Here is a 20,692-nt window from a genome sequence, read left to right as displayed (position 1 = left end):
TGAGCACTGCACCCGAGCCCATGGCTCGCCGCGTCAGTGGACGGACCAGCGCTCCGCGATTTCCTCGCAGGCGAGCACCACGTCGCTCAGTCGCCGGATGTGCGCTCGCGGCGCGGTGAAGACCGTCCCCGCGAAGACGTCCACCACCTGGATGAGGCGGTGGTCACACGGGCCCAGCGGGCACAGGTGCTGCTCGGTGAAGCGCTGGAGCAGCGTGCCGATGTACTGCCCCGACCGCTCATCCAGCGGCTGGTGCTTGGAGAAGTACAGCTTCATCAGGCCCACGCGCGCGTTGCCATGTCTGTCCATGCGCTGGAGCACGACCTCCGGCCGCACGCTGATGGTGACGCCCGCCACCTCCAGCACGGGAGGCTCCGCGCCCACCGCGCTGATGAGCGTCTCCTCCAAATCCAACCAGGGCACCAGGTCCGCGAAGCGCTCGAGCGCCTCCGAGCACAGTTGCAGCCGCTGCGCCTCGAACTCCGTCTGGGGCACGCTGCACGCGAAGCGGCGCTGGTGCTCACGGAGGATGGACAGGTCCATGCCCCGGCAGAGGAAGTCCGTAATCGCATGCGACGCCTCCGGGTAGCGCAGGTACTGCTGCTCCGGCGGGTGCTTCTGGTCGTGGATGATGCGCTTGCGACGCGCAGGCGTGGCGACGAGGTACTCGCCCAACTTGTTCACGGACACGCGCGGCAGTTCACGGATTTCCGCCATGGAATCGCTCCCCCTGGGTGCTGGCGAATGAGCACACAGTACAGAGGGGGGCTGACATGCATTGGGCGGCGTGAGTGCTCACTCCCTCTGGGGTTCGCCGTCGGGGTAGGCGCTCCAGTAGGTGTCGGGCAATGGGTTGGTGCCGGCGTCGCTGCGCGGACCATCCCCGTCTCCAATCTCATCCAGGATGGCGCCGGGCGTGCGCTCCGTCGGGTCGATGGTGCGCATGCGATGCGTGCCTTCCGACGACTCGGCGGCGTCCGCCTGGTCGCGCTTCTCTTCGCTCTCTTCTGTCTCCGGAGCGTGTTGCCGCGGTTCCTCCGTACGGCCGTAGTAATCCTCGGGTGGCTGGATGCCCGGCTGTTGCTGCTTGTCGCGCTGAGCCATGATGGATTCCCTCCGCCACACTATGTTCGTGACGGCACGGGTCCGCGGCAACGGGCCAACGGGCATGCACGCCAGGAGGGCAGGCCGGCGGACGGAATGGACGTCCGGGGTCCGGTGCGCCAAGACTGACGGATGGCCGAGCAATCCCAACAGACACCGTCCGCCATGGCCGGACCGTTGCTCCATCTGGGGTGTCAGTCCTGCGGCGCGCGTCTGGTGCTGGAGCCCGCGCTGCGGACCACGCGCTGTCCCTACTGCGCCGCGCCCGCCGTGGTGGAGCGTCCTCCGGTGCCCGGTGTGCCCGAGCCCGTCTTCGCGCTGGGCTTCGCGCTCACGCACACGGCGGCGAAGGCGCATGTGGCGCGCTGGTTGCGTTCGCGCAGCCGCTTCACGCGCTCCGGCATCCGCTCCGCCGCGCCGGGCGAGGTGCGAGGCGTGTACGTACCCGCGTACCTCTACAGCGTGCTGGCGCAGGCGCGCTACCGCGCCTCCATTGGGGAGAACTACCAGGAGACGGAGACGTACACGACGACGGAGAACGGGAAGCGGGTGACGCGCACGCGCACCGTGACGCGCACGGAGTGGCGTTCGCTGGAAGGCGAGCGGGTCGGCTACGTGGCGGACGTGCTCGTCACCGCGTCCAAGGGGCTGGACAACGCGGAACTGGAGGCGCTGGAGCCCTTCGACCTGCGCGGCCTGGCTCGCTACACCCCGGCGCTCATCTCCGGCTGGGTGGCGGAGGAGCCCTCGCTCACGCTGGCGCAGTGCCAGGAGCTGGCCCGGAAGGAAGCGGTGGAGCGCGTGAGCGGGCTGTTGTCGCGCTTCATGCCGGGGGACTCGCACCGGGGCCTGGAGCATCAGTCCCGGCTGGACTGGGAGGCGCTCGACGTGTGCCTGCTGCCCGTCTGGGTGCTGGCGGTGAAGTACGCGGAGGACGCGCCGCCGCTGCGGGTGCTCGTCAACGGGCAGACGGGGGCCGTCCATGGCAAGGCGCCCATCTCTTCCTGGAAGGTGCTGTCCGCCGTGGTGGCGCTGCTGGTGGTGCTGGCCTTGGGCTGGCTGCTCGCGGGAGGTGGGCGATGAGCGCCGAAGCGGTGAGGGTGGCGCCCTGCCAGCGCTGTGACTCCGCGCTGGAGGCGGAGGACCTGCGTTGCCCCATCTGCGGGCTGACGGCGCCGCCTCCGCCGCGTGCCGCGGTGGAGCGCGCGCGGGCCCGCGTGGTGCGGTGCGATAGCTGCGGCGCGGCGGTGGAGTACTCCGTGGAGGCGAAGGCGCCCCGGTGTGACTACTGCGGCTCCGTCACCCATGTAGAGACGACGGCGGACCCGGTGGAGCAGGCGCAGCACTGGCTCCCCTTCACCGTGGACACCGAGGCCGCGCGCGGCGCGCTGATGGGCTTCCTGGGGCGGGGCGGCTTCTTCCGGCCGTCCGGGCTGGCACAGGAGGCCTCGCTGGAGTCGCTGCGTCCGGTGTGGTGGCCGGCGTGGATGTTCGACGCGGGCGTGGACGTGAGCTGGACGGCGGACTCGAACGCGGGCTCGCGGCGGTCGAACTGGGCGCCGCACGCGGGCCGGACGCGCTTCGATTTCGAGGGCATCCCGGTGCCGGCCTCGCGCGGGTTGACGGTGCGGGAGTGCGAGGCGTTGGCGCCCCACTACCAGCGAGGCTCCAGGCTGGACACGCCCCAGGGGCCGGAGGGCGCGCACGTCGAGCGCTTCGAGGCCACGCGCTCGGGCGCCCGGCGGAGCGTGCTGGAGGCGGTGGAGCGCCTGGCCAGCGAGCGCCTCCAGCAGGGCGTCATTCCGGGCAGCCGCTTCCGGAACATCCACGTCGCCGTGGCGCTGTTCAGCCTGCGCACCCAGCGGTTGGCCCTGCCCGTGTACGTGCTGGCTTACCGCTACCGCGACAAGCCGTACCGGGTGCTGGTGCACGGGCAGGATGCGCAGGTGGTGTTGGGCGAGGCGCCCATCTCCCCGTTGCGCGTGGCGGCGGTCATCCTGGCGACGCTGCTGGTGTTGGTGGCCGTGTTGTTCGGCATGGGCGTGCTGTGAGCCCGCCATGACGCCACGCGCGTCACGGTGTGTCGGGCTCCTCGGGCGTCGTGGACTCAGGGGCCGTGTCAGGGGGCTCCGGTGCCTCGGGGCGTGCCTCGTCCGGTGCCTCGGTGGCGGCGTGCCGCGCGTCCGCTGCGGGTTCCACCGTCTGGGTGATGCGCGCCTCCAGCGTCAGCTCGGCCACCTGTGACAATCGGACCGCGGACCCCGCGGCTTCGCCCAGGGGCGTCTCGGACGAGGGCTCTCCGGCCAGGGCCGCTTCCTCCACGGTCAGCCCTTCCGGATGCAGCCCGCCCTCGAGCAGCTCCGCCTGGTTGCGTCGGACCGTCGCCTCCACGGCGGCCTGCTCCACCTCCTGCGCGATGGCCTGACGACCCCGGTGGCCTCCCTGCGAATCCAGCCACGCGCGCAGCGCCTCCGCCATCTCCGCGCCCGTCTGGAATCGCTCCGAGGGGTTCTGCCGCAGCGCCCGCAGCAGGATGCGCCGCAGGGGCTCGGCGACCCCCGCCGCCAATCGCTCCACCTGCTCCGGGCCCACCTGGGCCATCCGCGCCGCCACCTCCTTCACGGGCATCCACGTCGGCCCTTGCGCGTGAAGCTCCAGCGGCTCCGACTCCTGCACGGGCGCCAGGTCATCCACCATCAACGGGTGCCGGCCCGTCAGCAGCTCCAGCAGCACCAGTCCCAGTGAGAACAGGTCCGACCGGGCATCCACCTTCCGTCGCCGCAGGGCCTCGGGCGAGGCATAGGCGATGTCACCTTTCACCAGCTCCTGGCTCGTCACCTCGCGCCCGGAGAGCGACGAGGCCGCCACCGTGAAGTGGGTCAGCTTCACCTCGCCATGGACGCCCACGCGGATGTTCCGAGGGCTCACGTCCCGGTGGACGATGTGCAGCGGCCGGCTCCACTCATCCGTGAGGCTGTGCGCGTGGCTCAGCGCCTCCGCCACCTCCGCCGTTACGTGCGCCGCGAACTCCGCGGACAGGGGCCGCCGCCGCATGGCCGCCAGGTTCAGCACCGTGTCCAGCGAACGTCCTTCCACGTACTCCATCACCACGTGAGGCGCGCCGCGGTAGAGCTTCAGCAGCATCACCTTGGCGATGGCGGGATGGTTGAGCCGGAACGTGAGGTCCACCTCTTCCACCAGCCGTCGCCGCTCCACGAACGTGGCGGGGTTGCGCAGCCGCTTCACCACCACCGGGCCGCTCAGGCCATTGCGGTAGCGGCGCTGCGCCAACATCAGCAGTTCCCCCGTGGAGCGCATCTCCAGCTTGCGGACGAACTCGAACACCGTGCCGGCCACGGTGAACAGCACGCGTGGCCTGTGGGGACCTCCAGGAAGCTCCTCGGTCGTCGTGTCAGGCGTCATCATGGGCTCATGGACCTCTGAGGTTGAATGAAAGTGAATGGACTTCCCGGAGGGCCAGGCGCGCAGGCCCTTCCCAATGAGTGGCGGGCCGGCTCAGCGCCACGCGCGCAGCGTGGCCCAGAGTCGCTTCAGCGCGTCCCGCCACCAGGTGCTCGCGCGGACCTCCGTCGAAGCCCAGGGTGAGGCGGGCTCGGTGGGCGGCGCGAAGGATGCTGGCGGGCGCGCTCGCTCCGGGACACGCATCCAGTGGCGCAGCTCGCGCGCTTCCTCGTCCCCGTCGAAGAACTCCAGCGCCTCCTCGGTGATGGCCTCCTCGGGAGCGAGGGGCGGAAACAGGTGCTCATCCCAGGCCGAGTCCGCGCCCGCCAGCGCCGCGTCCAGCGCATCGAACAGGGCCGCTCCCGAAGGAGGCCGCCCCGCCGCGGAGGGCGACAGCAAGCGCGCCACGATGGCGTCCAACGCCTTCGGGACGCGCGGGTTGCGGACAGAGGGCAGGGGAAAGCCACCGGACTCGATGCTGGCCAGCAGCCCGGCGGGCGGCAGGTGCGCCGGATAGGGAAAGCTCCCGGTGAGCACCTCGTAGAGCACCAGCCCCAGCGAGTAGAGATCATCCGTGGGCGCGAACGCGTAACGCGAGCCCGCGGGCCGAGGCTGCGCCCAGAAGCGCAGGGCCTCCGGGCTGCGATAGCTGGGGGTGCCCGGCGGCAGGGTGTCCTCGGTCAGCACGGGCGAGCACGCATGGTCCCCCGAGCCGAAGTCCACCAGCACCGGCTGCCCATCCGACGCGCGGATGATGATGTTGTTGCCCTTGATGTCGCGGTGGAGCACGCCCGCGCGGTGGATGGCATCCAGCGTGAGCGCCAACTGCTGGAACACCTGCACCGCGCGCCGGGGCGTGGGCTGCGCGGCCAGGGCCCACTCGGACAGGGTGGGGCCCTCCACGTAACCCATGATGAGGACCAGGTAGCCATCGCGCGCATCCGGCCACCGCCGGTAGCCCAGCAGCTCCACGACGTTGGGGTGCTCCAGGCGCATGAGGACGTGGACCTCCTTCCAGGTCCGCGCGTCCGCCGCGGGCGAGTCCTCCTCCGAGGGGCCCTGGAGCGCGAACTTCAGCGCCACCTGCCGGCGCGTCTCGGATTCGGCCAGGAAGATGGCGCCAAAGCCCCCGGTGGCCAGCCGCCGGACGATTCGGAAGGCCCCCACCTCCTCTGACTCCTGGAGCATCAGCGGGTGCAGGTCCTCTCCCGGCATCACGGATGAACTCCCATGGGACCTTGGAGGTCCAATTCAGACGTGGTTCCAGCGGCTGCCATTGTAAGCGGCGTCATGATTCAACCTTGGAGGTCCATAGCATGACGTCTGCCCTTTGAGGTAGTGTCCTGACTTGGGAGGTAGGTTTCAGGGGAGGGGATGCGCCAGGGTGGCGGATGGAAACTTGCAGGACCCGGCGGGCGTGCCACCCTCGGCCGTCATGCGTGAGCCCGTCGACCACAAGCTGGCAGCCGTGCTGGGACGCGCCGCGCGTGAAGCCCGCCTGCGTCTGGGCCTCACCCAGAGCGACGTCGCCGAACGCATGGGCATGGCCATGGAGGTCTACAGCCGCCTGGAGCGCGGGAAGATGCTGCCCCGGACCCAGACGCTGCGCCGGCTGTGCGACGTGCTCCAGGTCTCCGCGGACACGCTGCTGGGCGTGGGCCGTCCCGACGGCGCGCCCGTCACGCCCCGCAAGGCGGTGAAGGAAGACCCGGTGGAGCTGCGCCGCATGACGCGCAAGCTGCGGGAGCTCGAGCCCGGTCAGCTCCGCGCGGTGTCCCGGGTGGTGAACGCCGTCGTCACCGTGCTGCCTCAGCCGGCGGCTCCGGCACCCGCCGCCCCTGCGAAGCCCGCCGCGCGTGCGGCGCGCAAGCGCCGGGCGACGGGCTAGCGCTCAGCGCCGCCGCGCAGCACTTCCTCCACGGCCTGGGCGCGCTTCATGACGCCTTTTCCCGCGCCGCGTTCACGCTGGACATCTGGCAGGGCAGGCGCACGGTGAAGGTGGCGCCCTGGCCCAGCGTGCTTCGCACGTCGATGGTTCCACCCATGGCCTGGACGTTCTGCCGCGTGACGTACAGACCCAGTCCCAGTCCGCCGTAGTGTCGCTCGGAGACGGCGCGCTCGAACTTCTCGAAGATGCGGCCCACCGCCTCGGGGGGAATGCCAATGCCTTCGTCACGGACGCTGAACCAGGCGTGCTCCGCCGTCCTGCCGACCTGTAGGCGGACGGGGTGACCCACGCCGTACTTGAGGGCGTTGGAGAGGAGGTTCGACACCGCCTGCTCCAGTCGCGCCCGGTCCCACCGGCCCACCACCACCTCGTCCAGCTCCGCGTGGATGGGCGTCCCGGTGCGCTGGGACTCACCCTCGAAGCGCGCGGCCACCTCTTGGACCAGCGCTCCCAGGTCCACCGGCTCCAGCTCCAGGCGCAGATGACCGCTGCTGATGAGCGTCACGTCCAGCAGCTCACCCACCAGCGTCGACAGCCGCTTCACCTGCCGCTGCATGACCTCCAGGTCTGCGGGCAGCCGCTCCAGCAGCTCCGGTCCGCGCTGCTCCTGGGTGGCCCGTGTCAGCGTCTGCAGCTTCAAGCTGAGCGGCGTCAGCGGCGTCTTGAGCTCGTGGCTGGCCACGGTGAGGAACTCGTCGCGCAGCCGGATGGCCTCGTCCATGGCGGCCAGCAGCCGCTCGCGCTCCTGTTCGGCCTGCTTCCGCTCGGAGATGTCGATGACGGAGCCGATGTAGCCCAGGAACTCGCCGTTCAGCCCGAAGCGGGGGCTGGCCGAGTCGATGGCCCACCGGTACTCACCATCCTTGCGCCGCAGCCGGTAGTCGAGCCGGAAGGGGCTGCGCCGCGCGTTGGCGCCGAGGAACACCGTCCCTGAACGCTCGGAGTCGTCGGGATGCACGGCCTTGAGCCAGCCGAAGCCCAGGCCTTCTGCCTCCGTCTGTCCGGTGAACTCGTACCAGGTCCGGCTGAGATAGATGCAGCGGCCGGTGGCGTCCGTCACCCACAGCATCACCGGCGCGTGGTCCGCCATGTTCCGGAAGCGGGCCTCGCTCTCCTGGCGCGCCCATTGGGACGCCTTCTGCGCGGTAACCTCCCGCAGGGTGACGAAGACCCGGTCGCTCCGCTCCCTCGAAGGCCGGGTCAGGGTGAGCATCACCTCGATGCGGCGGCCCCCCAGGGTCTGGAGCTCGGTCTCCAGCTCCAGCCGCGTGCCGCCTTCCCAGAGCAGGAGGAGCTCGGCGGTGAAGGCCTTCGACGTCTCCGGAACGAAGATGTGGGACCGGGACAGGGACAAGGTGCGAAGCACCTCATCCCGGGTGCGCGCTTCGAGCAGGCGTACCGTGGCCTCGTTCACATCCACGACCTTCACCCACTCCGCGGCCTCCATCACGAACCCGGGATGCGCCGCGAGCCAGGCACGCAGGTCCTGGACGCCGGAGGCACGCAGGTCGTCGAGCGCGGCCGAAACGGCGGTGAAGTCCTCTTCCCAGAGGGAGACATCCGCTCCGTTGAACAGCTCCTGGTAGCGCGCGTCTCCGGCTGTCTCAGCCCCACCCAAATGTGTCTCCTCCGTACCCCGGCCCGGGTGGATTGAGTCGACAGCGCGGATGCGTCCACCGCGTCACAAGGAGTCTGGAGCCGCCAGGAGTCAACGAACAGGCGTCTTTCTGGCGGCTCACGGTCGAACGCCTTCCTGGGGGGCCGCTACGTCCACCCGTCCGCCCGTCCGCCCGCTCGCCTTCCGCGCTGGACCCGCCAAGGTGCGCAGGGGCGCTCCCGTTCGTTGTCTTGGCTGTTCCGCGGGTGCCGCTGCGTGTGAGCGCCTTGAACAACCGTTCAGGCCAGGGCGTGGCAATCCAACGCACCCGGCAACCTTCGATTGGAGACGCGGCTCCTTCTGGTGAGGATGCGGGGCCGGGGTCGACGACACAGATGGAGATGCGGATGCGCAAGCTGGCGTTGCTGTTGTTCGTGGGGTTGTGGCTGGGCTGCCGTGCGGATGGGACTGACTCCACGGAGGGCACACTGCCCCTGCATCCCCAGGAGACGTACACGTATCCGGGGTGCGCCAACGAGGACTACAACTGCCCGCGCTTGAAGACGGTGCACTGCGCGCTGGAGAGCCTGCGCACGGAGCGCGACAGCTGCCAGCAGGACAGTGACTGCGTGGCCGTCACCGTCAACGGCCGGTGCACGGGCTATGGGGAGTGCCCCCCGGCGATGGTGAACACCGCCAGCCGCGCGGAGTTCGCGACGCGGGCCGCCGAGGAGGTGCTGCGCTACTGCACCGAGTCTCCCATCTGCGCCAGCACCGGCCAGTGTGCCTACCCATCCTTCGTGCCCCGCTGCAAGCAGGGGCACTGCGTGGCGGAGCCAGGCGACGCCCAATGACAGACACAGGCGCACCGTCTGTGCGGGCTCCACGCGAGGTGGGTCCAGGGGGAGTCACTTGTCACGCGGACAGGGGCTCACCTAGAAGGCCGCGCATGCTTCGCAAGCCTTTGCTCTCCCTGCTGCTCAGCGCGTCTGTCCTTTCCGCCGCGTGCTCCGACGACGAACGGAAGCCGGCCGTGCTCATCATCGACCGGGAGACGGTCGACTTCGGTGAGCAGGAGGTGGGCCAGGTCTCCCCCGAGCATCTCGTCACCATTCGCAATGCGTCTCCGTCGGCGGTGGAGTCCGTGTCCGTCAAGGTGGAGGGCAGCGGGTTCACCATCGCCGCCAACACCTGCGAGCGCTTCCTCGACGCGGGCATGGAGTGCGAGGTGCGGGTGCGGTTCTCGCCCCGGCTGGCGGGGCCGAGCGAGGCCCGCCTCGAGGTGGCGGGCGCTCCCGATGTGGACAGTGCGGTCCTCAAGGGCATGGGCGTCGGCTATGTGGAGGTGCGGAGCCTGCCCGGTGACGGAGCGCACGTGATGGCCGAGGAGGAAGGCTGGTTCTGCGGCGAGCCGTGCAAGGTGCCTGTCCGCAAGGCGCAGGTGACCCTCCGGACCGCGCCGGCGGGGATTCCGACCTGGGGCGGAGACTGTGTCGTGGTGGCGGGCGGCGGCTGCTCGCTCGTCATCGACGGGACGAAGGTCGTCTCCCTGGAGGCGCTCGATTCCCTCCTGCGGTGGGAGGCGCGGCGGGGCGCTCATCCGCGGAGCGTGGCGGTTTCGGCCGGTGGTGACATCGTCGTCCTGGAGGCCGGGCAGTTGCAGCGGCTCAGCGGCACCGGGGAGGTGCTCTGGTCGGTCTCCCTGAGCGACGGGGTGGCGATGGCCCTGGATGGCGCGAGCAATGCCTACGTGGTGGACTCCTCCGGGCGGGTGACCCGGTACGACCCGAGCGGGCACGTGCTGTGGACCGCGTTGGTGGCTGCCGAGAATCCCAGCTGGCCCGAGCTCGCGGTGAGCGCCAGCGGGCACGTCTACGTGCTGTTGAGCCTGGGCAACCATGAAATCGCGCGTCAACTCAAGCTCATCGCCGTCTCGCCGCAGGCTGCCGAGCGCTGGAGCCTGCTCTTCAATGAGGGCCAGTTCAACTACACCTGGGGCCTGGCGGTGAATGCCCAGGGTGAGGTCTATCTGGCCGGCAGCGTGCACAACCGGGACGCGACGTCCGGGCAGTCGGTGTTCGTGAAGTCCTACTTGCGGAAGTACAGCGCCGAGGGCGCCATCCGGTGGGAGACTCAGGACATCGGGAACCTCTTCGCCGTCAACGCCGAGGGCGCGACGAGCACCCTCTCCCCCGGGGACGGAACCACCGAGGGCTTCACCCAGCGGTGGATTGGTGCGAACGGGATGACGCAGTGGAACGCGGCGGTCTCGAACGTGCCGGGCGTGGTCACCCTGCAGACCTTCTCGCCCTCCGGCACGCTGCTCATCGGCGGGCACGAACTCCTCGACGGCGGAACGGAGATTGGTCGAGGCTGGTTCGCGGCGATGAACCTCACGACCCGCGCTCTCGGCCCGGTGACCTACGTCGAGGGGAGCACAGGGGGCGGAGGCCCGGTCCGTATCAGCGGCCTCGCGCTCACCCCGGGAGGTCATGTCGTGGTGACCGGTGGCTTCAGCGCCATTTGGGACCAGGACGGGGGCTTCATCCGGGTGTACGACGGGCGCGTGCTCACGGGCGTGCCGTAGCGCCCTCTCCGCGCGGAGACCACGTCTCCCCGCTGCATCACCAGGTGGCCGGTAACGGACTGTTCCACGAGAAGGGCCAATCCCTGACGCCGGTGCGCCCGCTTCCGGGCACAGCCGCCCTGGTAGAGTCCGGCCTCAGCCATGACGACCCTTCGCAAGGTGATGCTCGTTGACGATGAAGATGACATCCGCACCATCGGCAATCTCAGCCTCAGCCGTGTGGGGGGATGGCAGACGGTGCTCGCCGCGTCTGGCGCGGAGGCCCTGGAGAAGGCCCGCACGGAGAAGCCTGACCTCATCTTGCTGGACGTGATGATGCCGGGCATGGACGGGCCCACCACCTTCGGCCGGCTGCGCGCCGAGGCGTCCACGGCGCACACGCCCATCATCTTCATGACGGCGAAAATCCAGAAGCAGGAGGTCGCCCGCTACCTGGAGCTGGGCGCGCTGGGCGTCATCGGGAAGCCCTTCGACCCGATGACGTTGCCCCAGGAGATTCGCGAGCTGGTGCCAGGGTGAGTCAGGGGCTTCGCCTCTCCCGTCGCTCGGGCGTGTTGGCGGCGGGCGCGCTGCTGCTTTTGTGCGGCCTGTTCGCCATGGGCCGTCCGTGGGCCACCTCCGACAATGACCGCTACCGCAGCGCGCTGCGGCACCTGCGCGTGGCCAGCGGTGATTTGGAGATGGACGTGCTGCGCGAACGCATGGGCCTGCGCACGCTCCATGGCTCGGACCCGGAGGACTTCACCGCGCTGAGGGCCCGCGCGGACGCGCTGCGACAGTTCCCCTCCTTCCTGTCCGCCATGGACCGGCGCACGATGAACGCGGCGCTGGACCTGTTCGTCAGCGCGCTGGAGGAGAGTGCCGCGCTGCTGGAGCGAGCCCGCGCCGCGGACGCGCGGGGTGAGAAGGAAGCGGCGGACGCGGCCGTCCAGGCCCTGCTGGAGGGCACCGTCAGCACGCGGGCGGAGCGCCTCATCAACACCTACCTGGAGCTCTACGAGCGCACGCAGGCGCGCAACGAGCGCTCGCGCATCATCTTCTTCATCGTCTCCCTGGCGCTGGTGGCCTACGTGCTGGTGGTGATGGTGCGGCTGTCGCGAGCCACCGCCGACCTGGCCGCGCTCAACACGGACTTGGAGCGGCGGGTGGAGGAGCGCACCCGTGCCCTGTCCGCCGCCAACGACGGGCTGCGCGCCAGCGAGGCACGCAAGGCCGCGATTCTGGAGGCCTCTCCGGACGGCATCCTGCTGCTGGACGGCGGCGGGGACTTGTTGGAGCTGAACCCCTCGGCGGAGAAGACCTTCCAGGTGGTCGCCGCGGATGTGGTGGGCCGCGACTTCCTCTCCGTGGCGCTCCCGGCGGAGCTGCCGGATGGTGCCCGCCAGAAGGTGCTGGCCGCGGGGCGGAATACCGCGTCGGGGCAGGCCACGCGGTTGGAGTCCCCGTGCCTGCGCAGGGATGGCAGCACCTTCCCCGCGGAGCTGACCATCGTCCGCGTGCCCGGAGAAGGTCCGCCTCGCTACACCGTCTTCGTGCGCGACATCACCGAGCGCAAGGCGGTGGAGCGGATGAAGAACGAGTTCATCTCCACCGTCAGCCATGAGCTGCGCACGCCGCTCACCTCCATCCGCGGCTCCCTGGGCCTGCTGGAGGGTGGCATCGTGGGCGATATCTGGACATGGTGCGCATCGCTCGCACCAACACCGAACGCCTCATCCGCCTCATCAACGACATCCTCGACCTGGAGAAGATGGAGGCGGGCAAGCTGGAGCTGAAGGTCTCCACGCCGGAATGCTCGGACCTGGTGGAGTCCACCTTCGCGAGCGTCCGCGGCATGGCGGATGGCGCGGGTGTCTCGCTCCACGCCGAGGTGACAGGCACGCCGCAGGTGAAGGCGGACCGGGACCGGCTGGTGCAGGTGCTCACCAACCTAGTGTCCAACGCGGTGAAGTTCTCCCCGCAGGGCGCGGGAGTGACGGTGCGCGTGGGGGAAGAGGCGGACGGGCGGGTGCGTTTCAGTGTGGTGGACCAGGGCCCCGGCATCTCCCAGGAGCAGCGTGCGCGCCTCTTCGGCCGCTTCCAGCAACTGGACAGCTCGGACACGCGCTCCAAGGGAGGCACGGGGCTGGGGCTGGCCATCTCGCAGGCCATCGTGGAGCAGCACGGCAGCCACATCACCGTGGAGAGCGAGGAGGGCCGGGGCTCCACCTTCACCTTCACGCTGGAGTCGGCCCGGCCCGCGTCCGTCACGCCGCCGCCCGTCATCCCCGAGGACGCGTCCCGCCATGAGGTGCTGGTGACCACGGCGGACGCGGAGCTGGCGTCGCTGCTGGGCGGGCTCCTCGCGCACGAAGGCTACCGCGTGGTGCGCGCCACCAGCCTCATCGAGGCGGCGAAGCATCTGGACACGGCCCTGCCGGACGCGCTGGTGGTGGACATGCGGCTTCCGGAAGGGCACGCGCTGGACTGGGTGCGGCGCCTGCGCGAACAGCCGCGCACGCACGAGTTGCCCGTGCTGGCGCTGTCCGGCCGCTCGGAGGACGCGGAAGGCGTTCCGCACTGGGTGGACTGGATGCCCCGGCCGTTGGAAGAGTCACGGCTGCTCAAGTCGCTGCGCTACGCCACCCGGCAGCCGGGCCAGGCGCGCGTGCTGGTGGTGGATGACGACGCCAGCACCCGGCGCACGCTGTGCGCGCAGATGGAGCGGCTGGGCGTGCAAGTGTTCGAGGCGGCGGACGGCGAGAGCGCGGTGGAACTCGCGCGCGAGACGACACCGGACCTCATCGTCCTGGACGTTGGCCTGCCGCGCCTGGACGGCTTCGAGGTCGTCGACATCCTCCGTCAAGGCAAGGGCCGCGCCACGCCGCTCATCGTCTTCACGGGCCGGGATTTGACGCGCATGGATGAGCGGCAGCTCACCCTGGGCATCACCCGGCACTTCACCAAGTCGCGCGCGTCGGAAGAGGAGCTGGTCTCCTCCGTGCGTGACCTCCTCAACGGCCTGCTGGCGAGAAAGGCACACCTCTCATGAGCAGCAGGACGCTCCTGTTCCTGGAGGACGACAAGGATTTGCAGTCCCTGGTGGGCACCTTCCTGCGTGAGAAGGGCTACCGTGTGGAGCCCGCGCGCAGCGCGGCGGAGGCGCAGGCCGTGCTCGCGCGCGTGCCGGTGGACGCCGCCATCGTGGACGGTCTGCTGCCGGGCATGACGGGCGCGGACTTCATTCGCGAGCTGCGCAAGACGCAGCCCAAGCTGCCCATCCTCTTCGCCTCGGCCTTCTGGAAGGACTTGAAGAGCCACGAGCTGCTCACGCGGCAACTGGGCGTGGTGCGCATCATCCACAAGCCCTACAAGCCGGAGGAGCTGCTCGTCTGGGTGAACCAGCTCTTCCCCGCGCCCGCCCTGCCGCCTCCGCCACCGCCCGAGGCGCTGGAGGAGGCGGAGGACGTGGACGTGGAGGTGGACGACCTGGCCGCCAGCCTCGCGGCGCTCAACGCGGAGTACGGCGCCCGGCTGAAGGAGAAGGTGGCGGCGCTGGAGGCGCTGCTCGTTCGCGGGCGCGGGGGTGACGCGGCGGCGCTGGAGGAGGCCTACACGGTTGTCCACAAGTTGCACGGAACCGCGGGCAGCTACGGCTTCGCGGAGGTGAGCATCCGGGCGGGCCAGTTGGAGGCGGTGCTCTTGCCGGCCCGGGCTGGGGCGCCCGTGGATGTGGCGGCGCTGGACGCATCCTTCCGCACGCTGGCCGCCGCGGCCTCCGTTCCGGTGAAGCCCGCCACCGCGCCGCCGCAGTCCTCCGAGGGCGTGCTGCTGGTGGTGGACGAGGACGCGAAGCTGCTGGCCGAAGCGGAGCGCATGGGGCGCCAGGTGGGCGTGGGCGTGGGCGTGGTGACGGCGCGCACGGCGGACGCGGCGTGTGAGGTGGCGCGGCGGCAGTGGGTGGATGGCGTGCTGGTCCACCTGGACCTGGGCGGCCCACTGGGCGGCCTGGCCGTGGCGCATGCGCTGCGCGCGGAGGAGAGCCTGCCCGTGCTGCCGCTGGCCGTCACGGGTGCCCGGGACGTGCTGGAGGAACGGGTGGCGGCGGCGCACGCGGGGGCGTCTCTCTTCCTGCCACGGCCCTTCACCGTGCGGGACTTCTCCGCCGCGGCCGAGCGCATGGTGGCGGCGCGCCGCCCGGAGCGCGCGCGGGTGATGGTGGTGGATGACGACCCGGACGCCATCGCCGCGCTGACGCAGGCCCTCGCCAGCGACCAGATTGAGGTGGTGGGGCTGAACGACGCGCACGGGCTGATGGAGGCGCTGGCGCAGCACCGGCCGGACCTGTTGCTGTTGGACGTGCAGATGCCGGGGCCCAGCGGCTTCGACTTGTGCCGCATTCTGCGCTCCACGCCGGAGTGGCAGGAGCTGCCGGTGCTGCTGATTACCGCGCACCTGGGGCTGGAGTTCCGGCTGGCAGCCTTCCAGGCGGGGGCGGATGACTACCTCTCCAAGCCGGTGCTGCGCGAGGAGTTGCGAGCGCGCGTGCAGGCCCGGTTGGAGCGCACGCGCCTGTCTCGCGAGCGGGCGGAGCGGGATGGGCTGACGGGCCTGCTGCTGCGCCGGCCCTTCCTGGACGGGCTCCGCGCCCGGCTGGCCGAGTCACGGCGCCAGGGAAAGCCGCTGGCCTTGTGCTTCCTGGACGTGGACCACTTCAAGCGGGTGAATGACCGCTACGGCCACCTGGCGGGGGACCGCGTGTTGATGTGGTTGGGCCGGCTGCTGGGCGCGCGCTTCCGCCGCGAGGACGTGCGCGGCCGCTGGGGCGGCGAGGAGTTCGTGGTGGGGCTCTTGGGGGAGAGCGCGGGCAGCGCCTCGGAAATCCTCGCTCGCACCGCGGCGGAGCTGTCGGACATGACCTTCGACGGTGACACCGGCGAGCCCTTCCACGTCACCTTCAGCGCGGGCATCGCGGTGTCGCCGGGGGACGGCGACACGGTGGAGTCGCTGCTGCGGACCGCGGACGCGCGGTTGCTGCGCGCGAAGGAGAACGGCCGCAACCGCATCGAGGCGTGAGTCCCAGGGCTCACGGGTCGTTGAAGATGAGCAGCCCGCGCGACGTGTCCACCACATAGATGCGGCCGTCTCCCGGCACGCGGATGCCGATGGCGCCGTCGGTCAGCTTGTCTGTGCGGTTCCGGTCTGACTCCCGGAAGGTGTTGTAGTGCGCGATTTCGCGAGGCTGCGAGGGATTGGACACGTCCAGGACGCGCACGCCCTCATGGTAGTACGCGACGTAGAGCCGCGTGCCCACCAGCAGCATGTTGTGGACGGAGGTGAGGCCGCGCAGGCGGTACTCACCAATCTTCACGATGTTCGCCGGGTCGGTGACGTCCAGCACGCGGATATGGGCGCCCATCGTCTCGCCGCCCTCGAAGGCCACGGTGCGGCCATTGAAGGTACCCACCGCGTTGGCGTGGCTGAAGACATGGGGATAGATGTAGCGGCCGAGCAACTCCGGTGTCTCGCCGTCCAGCCCTGCGATGAGGAAGCCATCGTCGAGGTGGTTGATGTAGAGGCGCCCCTCATACGCGAAGGCGTCATGCGGATAGCCCACACTTCTGGGATACGTGAAGCGGGTGAGGAGCTGAGGCTCCAGCGGTTGGGTGATGTCGAAGATGAGCGTCTGCTTGTGGGATGGCGACATGGCATAGAGCCGGTTTCCATCCACGAAGAGGGTGTGCACGTCGACTGGGCTGCCACCGCTGGGGTGGTTGCGCACGAAGGCGGGCAACCGCGGGTCGGCCAGGTCGAACACGAGCAGGCCGGAGCGAGCGCTGCCGACGTAGAGCGCATTGTCTCGAGCCCACACGGCATTCCAGTAGTCGCTATGGCCGAATCGGATGACCGTCTGCTGGACGGGAATGTAGGGATCGCTCACGTTGAAGACGGCGAGGCCGCCGCCGACGCCTCGCCGGTCGATGGCCACGACATAGGCGTGGCCATGGGTGACATACACGTCCACAGGCGTGTCCAGGCCCACGGGCATTTCGGACAGGAGCTGGAGGTTGGCGGACTCGGGCTCGCCCTCTCGCCACGTCATGCGCTCGGCGCGGAAGCTACCGCTATGGCGCAGGGTGCTGCCTCGGCACCAGAGAACGCAGCCGGTGAGGCTCCGTGGCCCCTGGGCGTGACAGCCGATGAACGTGTACCGGTCTTGGAGCCCGGTTTGGCTCGTGGGTTCTGAGGAGATGAAGAACCGCTCGCCATTCATGGTGGCTGCATGGGGCTTGCGTCCCATGATGGACATGGGCTGGCCCGAGGCATCGAACTGGAAACCACCGTTCTCCGGGAGGACTCGTACGGTGCCGGGCTGCACCTGGGTCTCGTACCGGATTTCCGCGCGGTAGATGGCGCCCTGCCGCTCCAGGCCCGCGAGCGAGCCGAAGTCACAGTCTGGCATCACCAGTGTCTCCGGCGCGTTGCACGCCGCCTGGGACGTCTGCGCGGGACAAGACTCGAAGGCTCCGGGGTCCACCCATTCCCCCAGCTCCGGAAGCACCTCCCAGGGGCCGTTATAGGTCGGTAGCGTGGGCTCCGGCGGCGTGGGCTCCGAGGAGGAGCAGGCGGACAACGAAACGGCGCAAACAAGCGCCAGCAGCGGGCGCGCGGCACGAACAGACATGAGGTGCAGCCTCTGGAGGAGGAGAAGGGGCGCCCGCATCGTTTCGCGGGCGCTCTGTGTTTCAGCATAGAAGCCATCGCGAGCGCCGCAAAGTGACGCCCCCTGCTGGCTCACGGCTCGTTGAAGATGAGCAGCCCGCGCGACGTGTCGACGACGTAGACGTACCCATCCCCGGGCACGCGGATGCCAATGGCGCCCTCGAAGGCGCCGTCCGTCCGGTGCGGGTCTGTCTCCCTGAAGGTGTTGAAGTGCGCCACCTGCCGGGGCTGGGTGGGGTTGGCCACGTCCAGCACGCGCACGCCCTCGTGATACCAGGCGACGTACAGCCGCTCGCCCTTGAGAATCATGTTGTGGATGGAGGTGGAGTACCGCATGCGGTGCTCGCCAATCTTCACGATGTTCGCCGGGTCGGTGACGTCCAGCACGCGCAGGTGCGAACCCGGAAACTCGCCGCCCTCGAAGGCGATGGTGCGGCCCGCGAAGGTACCCACCGCGCTGTGGTGCGCGAAGCCACCGAACCCCGGGTAGATGTATTGGCCCAGGTGGCGCGCGTTCTCCAGGTCGGTGACGTCCACGATGGAGTAACCGCCATACGCATTGCTGAGATAGAGGCGGCCCTCGTACGCGAAGAAGTCATGGGGCCCGCCGAGCGACGAGCTCTCGGTCAGGGTGATGACCTGCCGCAGGACGGGCGCCAGCGGCGCGCTGATGTCGTAGACGCGGGTGCTGCCCACGAAGTCGGTGATGTCGGACGCATACAGACGGTCCCCATCCACCAGGACGGTGTGCACGTTGGAGGAGCCGTTGTCCGGCAGGCTGCGGATGAACTCCGGTGACCCCGGGTTGGAGATGTCGAAAACGGAGACGCCGGTGTCGGCGCTGGCGACATACAGCACGTCGCCCTTCGCCCACACGCCGTTCCAATACGAGTCGCCCGGCAGGCTGATGGAGGCCTTGAAGAAGGGATGTGCCGGGTCGCTCACGTCGAAGACGGTGAGCCCGCCGAAGCGGCCTGCCCGGTTGGCGGACACCACATAGGCGTGGCCGTGGGTGACGTAGACATCCACCGGTACGCCCAGGTCCACGAAGGACTCGGCGACGAGCCGCATCCCACCGGACGACTCGGCTTCGCCGCGCCGTTCCGCCCGCTCGGCCTCGAAGGTGCCCGTGCTCCGGGTGGAGGACCGGGGTGTCTCCGTGCAACGGACATAGCAGCCGGTGATGACGTCGGGCCTGGGCGTCTCACAGCCCGCCAGCGAGACGACGCGCTCTCCGGTGTAGGGATTCGACTGTCTGCCGGAGAGGAAGAAGGTGCCGCCGGTCGTCTTCCGCGTGGTGACGGGAAGGCCCAACACCTTGTCGGTTCCCCCATCCGCGAAGAGCTGGAAGGCGGCGCTGCCCGGCGTGACGGACGTGCCCCCATCCGCGAGCCGCCTTTCCGACCGCCCGTCGCCCACATAGATGCCGTGTTGCTCCACCGCGGCGAGCTGGTCCGCGTTGCAGGACGACATGTCGAAGTTCGCTGGATCCGCACAGGCCTCGAGGCTGGGGTTCTCCACGGTGAACCGGCACGCGGAGAACGCTCCCCGGTCAATCCAGTCACCGGGGTCGTCCAGCACGGTGTAGCCCCCATCCCAGGGCGCCTCGGGCCCCGCGTCCTCGGAACCCGCGCCCGTGCCGGAGTCCGTGGGCTGCTGTCCCGCGTCGGGAACGGGCGGAGGCGGGTCGTCATCACAGCCGGTGGTGGTGGACAGCAGCAGGGTCAGGGCGGACAGCAGGACCCAGCCCGGGCGAAGCGGGGACGTCATGGAGACACCTCATGGGGAAATGCGAGGCACTGCGGGGATGGCCGTCCTGCACCTGCACGCAGGCATACGCCTGTCATGGCGTTCCCGATTCGAGATGATTGCCAGGTGAATGCCAAAGGACGGGCAATGCAGCCGTTGCTTGTTTTTTAGGCGGGAAATGGTCCTGGCCTTGCGAGCGCGCGGAGCCCCGGCGCACGACATGAATTGTCTTTCATTGCGGACATGGCGGGAGTTCCACCTTCCGCCACCGCACTCCCGGCCGGGGTAGGGTGGGAGGCCACAGGAGGGTCGCGGTGGGAGGGAAACTGAGTCCGGGCATCTACCGGGTCCACAAGCCGGTGGGCGCCACGAGCTTCTCGGTGGTGCAGCGGTTCATGGAGGAGGCGAAGGCCGCGCAGCCGGGCAAGCGGATACCGGTGTGCCACGGCGGGACGTTGGACCCCTTCGCGGAAGGGCTGCTGCTGGTGCTGGTGGGGCAGGCGCCGCGCCTGTTCGAAACGCTGCACGCCGTGCCCAAGGTCTACGAGGCAGAGGTCGTCTGGGGCACGGAGACGGACACGGGGGACCTGCACGGCCGGCCCGTCCTCCAGGGAGACACGGCGGCGCTGACGCCCGGGGCCCTGGACGCGGCGCTGGCGTCCTTCGTGGGCTGGCGGGAGCAGGTGCCTCCGGCCACCAGCGCGAAGAAGGTGGGGGGCGAGCCCGCCTACCGGAAGGCGCATCGGGGAGAAGCCGTGGAGCTGCCGCCCTCGCGCGTGTACCTGCACGCCGCGCGCTGGCTGTCCCATGACCTGCCGCGCGCCAGTCGCCTCTGGCTGAGCTGCCGTGGGGGCTACTACGTGCGCTCGCTGGCTCGCGACGTGGGGCGCGCGCTGGGCTGCGGGGCGCACCTGTCCACCCTGCGGCGCACGGCGATTGGCCCGTGGGAGGACCCGGAGCCGGAGCAGCGGGTGTGGCTGCACGGACGCGACCTGTTGCCCTGGGCCCGCGTGCGGACGCTCACGGACGCGGAGGTGGGCGAGCTGCGCCGCGAGCGCCCCGTCCCCGCGAGCGGCCTCCGGCCGGCGGATTGGGCGCTGCCCTCCGGCTTCCCGGACCCGGAGGCCCCCATTCGGGGCTTCCACCAGGGGCGCCTCGCCTTCCTGCTACGGGAGCGCGACGGCGCGCTGTGGAGCGAGCTGGAGCTGCGCGGAGGGCTGTAGGCCCGCGCGGGAAGCAAGCCCCGCCCCGCCGTTGCCAAGGTGTCACGTGCCCCGCCCGGGATGGGCCACCGGTGACAAGAGTCACCACCTGGGAGCCGTCCCGGTGATGACGGTTGTCACCGGTGATGACAGTTGTCACCACCCCGCACAGCCCCGTGAAAAGGGCACCCGAATCCATAACCCATTGAAAAGACTTGGGGCGCTCAGGTGTGCCCACCGGGACCCGTGTGTGGCACGCCACGCGCAATAGGACAGGACATCACGCTCCAGCACGGAGCGGGGCTCGAAGCACGGGGGGCCTGGCCCTGTCTCTTATACAC

Annotated in this window: 17 protein-coding genes; 10 read left to right on the top strand and 7 right to left on the bottom strand. The window is 69.9% G+C overall.

Going from position 1 to position 20,692, the window contains the following annotated elements:
• Positions 1–33: 33 nt before the first annotated feature.
• Complete coding sequence (locus FL344_RS29695) at positions 34–717, bottom strand: hypothetical protein (RefSeq protein WP_090491242.1); 684 nt, start codon at positions 715–717, stop codon at positions 34–36.
• A 78-nt stretch (positions 718–795) separates the two neighbouring features.
• Positions 796–1,104 carry a hypothetical protein gene (locus FL344_RS29690; RefSeq protein WP_228557603.1) on the bottom strand — a complete coding sequence of 103 codons (309 nt, stop codon included), beginning with the start codon at positions 1,102–1,104 and terminating at the stop codon, positions 796–798.
• A gap of 165 nt (positions 1,105–1,269) precedes the next feature.
• On the opposite strand from FL344_RS29690, the gene FL344_RS29685 reads away from it, so the two are divergent.
• On the top strand, positions 1,270–2,187 hold the full coding sequence (locus tag FL344_RS29685; protein ID WP_228565474.1) for a hypothetical protein: 918 nt from the start codon (positions 1,270–1,272) through the stop codon (positions 2,185–2,187).
• Positions 2,184–3,155, top strand: a complete 972-nt coding sequence (locus tag FL344_RS29680) for a zinc ribbon domain-containing protein (protein ID WP_141620900.1) — start codon at positions 2,184–2,186, stop codon at positions 3,153–3,155. The genes FL344_RS29685 and FL344_RS29680 overlap by 4 nt, the downstream gene beginning before the upstream one ends.
• Positions 3,156–3,177: 22 nt before the next feature.
• Here FL344_RS29680 and FL344_RS39965 read toward each other — a convergent pair whose 3' ends face one another.
• Positions 3,178–4,530, bottom strand: coding sequence for a protein kinase (locus FL344_RS39965; RefSeq protein ID WP_194863307.1), 1,353 nt, complete (start codon positions 4,528–4,530; stop codon positions 3,178–3,180).
• A 90-nt stretch (positions 4,531–4,620) separates the two neighbouring features.
• The gene (locus FL344_RS29670) at positions 4,621–5,781 is read right to left on the bottom strand and encodes a serine/threonine-protein kinase (RefSeq protein WP_141620914.1); all 1,161 of its coding nucleotides are present in this window, start codon (positions 5,779–5,781) and stop codon (positions 4,621–4,623) included.
• Between the two features lie 220 nt (positions 5,782–6,001).
• Here FL344_RS29670 and FL344_RS29665 point away from each other — a divergent pair, with 220 nt between their 5' ends.
• A complete protein-coding gene (locus FL344_RS29665; protein WP_194858212.1) occupies positions 6,002–6,454 on the top strand; it encodes a helix-turn-helix domain-containing protein in 453 nt (150 codons plus the stop codon).
• A 46-nt stretch (positions 6,455–6,500) separates the two neighbouring features.
• Here the strand turns inward: FL344_RS29665 and FL344_RS29660 are convergent, their stop codons facing one another.
• The gene (locus tag FL344_RS29660) at positions 6,501–8,132 is read right to left on the bottom strand and encodes a PAS domain-containing sensor histidine kinase (protein WP_141620899.1); all 1,632 of its coding nucleotides are present in this window, start codon (positions 8,130–8,132) and stop codon (positions 6,501–6,503) included.
• A 386-nt stretch (positions 8,133–8,518) separates the two neighbouring features.
• On the opposite strand from FL344_RS29660, the gene FL344_RS38695 reads away from it, so the two are divergent.
• The 6 genes from FL344_RS38695 to FL344_RS29640 all read left to right on the top strand — a co-directional run bounded on the left by FL344_RS38695 (position 8,519) and on the right by FL344_RS29640 (position 15,753).
• The gene (locus FL344_RS38695; protein WP_194863306.1) at positions 8,519–8,965 is read left to right on the top strand and encodes a hypothetical protein; all 447 of its coding nucleotides are present in this window, start codon (positions 8,519–8,521) and stop codon (positions 8,963–8,965) included.
• Between the two features lie 95 nt (positions 8,966–9,060).
• On the top strand, positions 9,061–10,698 hold the full coding sequence (locus FL344_RS29655; protein ID WP_194863305.1) for a PQQ-binding-like beta-propeller repeat protein: 1,638 nt from the start codon (positions 9,061–9,063) through the stop codon (positions 10,696–10,698).
• A 141-nt stretch (positions 10,699–10,839) separates the two neighbouring features.
• A complete protein-coding gene (locus tag FL344_RS29650) occupies positions 10,840–11,217 on the top strand; it encodes a response regulator (protein WP_141588504.1) in 378 nt (125 codons plus the stop codon).
• On the top strand, positions 11,214–12,473 hold the full coding sequence (locus FL344_RS39440) for a PAS domain S-box protein (protein WP_228565473.1): 1,260 nt from the start codon (positions 11,214–11,216) through the stop codon (positions 12,471–12,473). Before FL344_RS29650 ends, FL344_RS39440 begins: the two co-directional genes overlap by 4 nt.
• Positions 12,377–13,729 carry a hybrid sensor histidine kinase/response regulator gene (locus FL344_RS39435; RefSeq protein ID WP_228565472.1) on the top strand — a complete coding sequence of 451 codons (1,353 nt, stop codon included), beginning with the start codon at positions 12,377–12,379 and terminating at the stop codon, positions 13,727–13,729. The genes FL344_RS39440 and FL344_RS39435 overlap by 97 nt, the downstream gene beginning before the upstream one ends.
• Positions 13,726–15,753: a response regulator gene (locus tag FL344_RS29640; protein WP_141620898.1), complete on the top strand. Its 2,028-nt coding sequence runs from the start codon at positions 13,726–13,728 to the stop codon at positions 15,751–15,753. The genes FL344_RS39435 and FL344_RS29640 overlap by 4 nt, the downstream gene beginning before the upstream one ends.
• A 10-nt stretch (positions 15,754–15,763) precedes the next feature.
• Here FL344_RS29640 and FL344_RS29635 read toward each other — a convergent pair whose 3' ends face one another.
• Together FL344_RS29635 and FL344_RS29630 are read right to left on the bottom strand one after the other, a co-directional pair.
• Positions 15,764–17,401, bottom strand: a complete 1,638-nt coding sequence (locus tag FL344_RS29635; protein ID WP_141620897.1) for a hypothetical protein — start codon at positions 17,399–17,401, stop codon at positions 15,764–15,766.
• A 71-nt stretch (positions 17,402–17,472) separates the two neighbouring features.
• Complete coding sequence (locus FL344_RS29630) at positions 17,473–19,170, bottom strand: LVIVD repeat-containing protein (RefSeq protein WP_141620896.1); 1,698 nt, start codon at positions 19,168–19,170, stop codon at positions 17,473–17,475.
• A 293-nt stretch (positions 19,171–19,463) separates the two neighbouring features.
• On the opposite strand from FL344_RS29630, the gene truB reads away from it, so the two are divergent.
• Complete coding sequence (gene truB, locus FL344_RS29625) at positions 19,464–20,372, top strand: tRNA pseudouridine(55) synthase TruB (protein ID WP_141620895.1); 909 nt, start codon at positions 19,464–19,466, stop codon at positions 20,370–20,372.
• Positions 20,373–20,692: the final 320 nt, after the last annotated feature.

This window comes from Myxococcus sp. AB036A (genome assembly GCF_006547355.1).
GTDB lineage: Bacteria > Myxococcota > Myxococcia > Myxococcales > Myxococcaceae > Myxococcus > Myxococcus virescens.
This window is presented reverse-complemented; position numbering and strand designations above follow the sequence as displayed.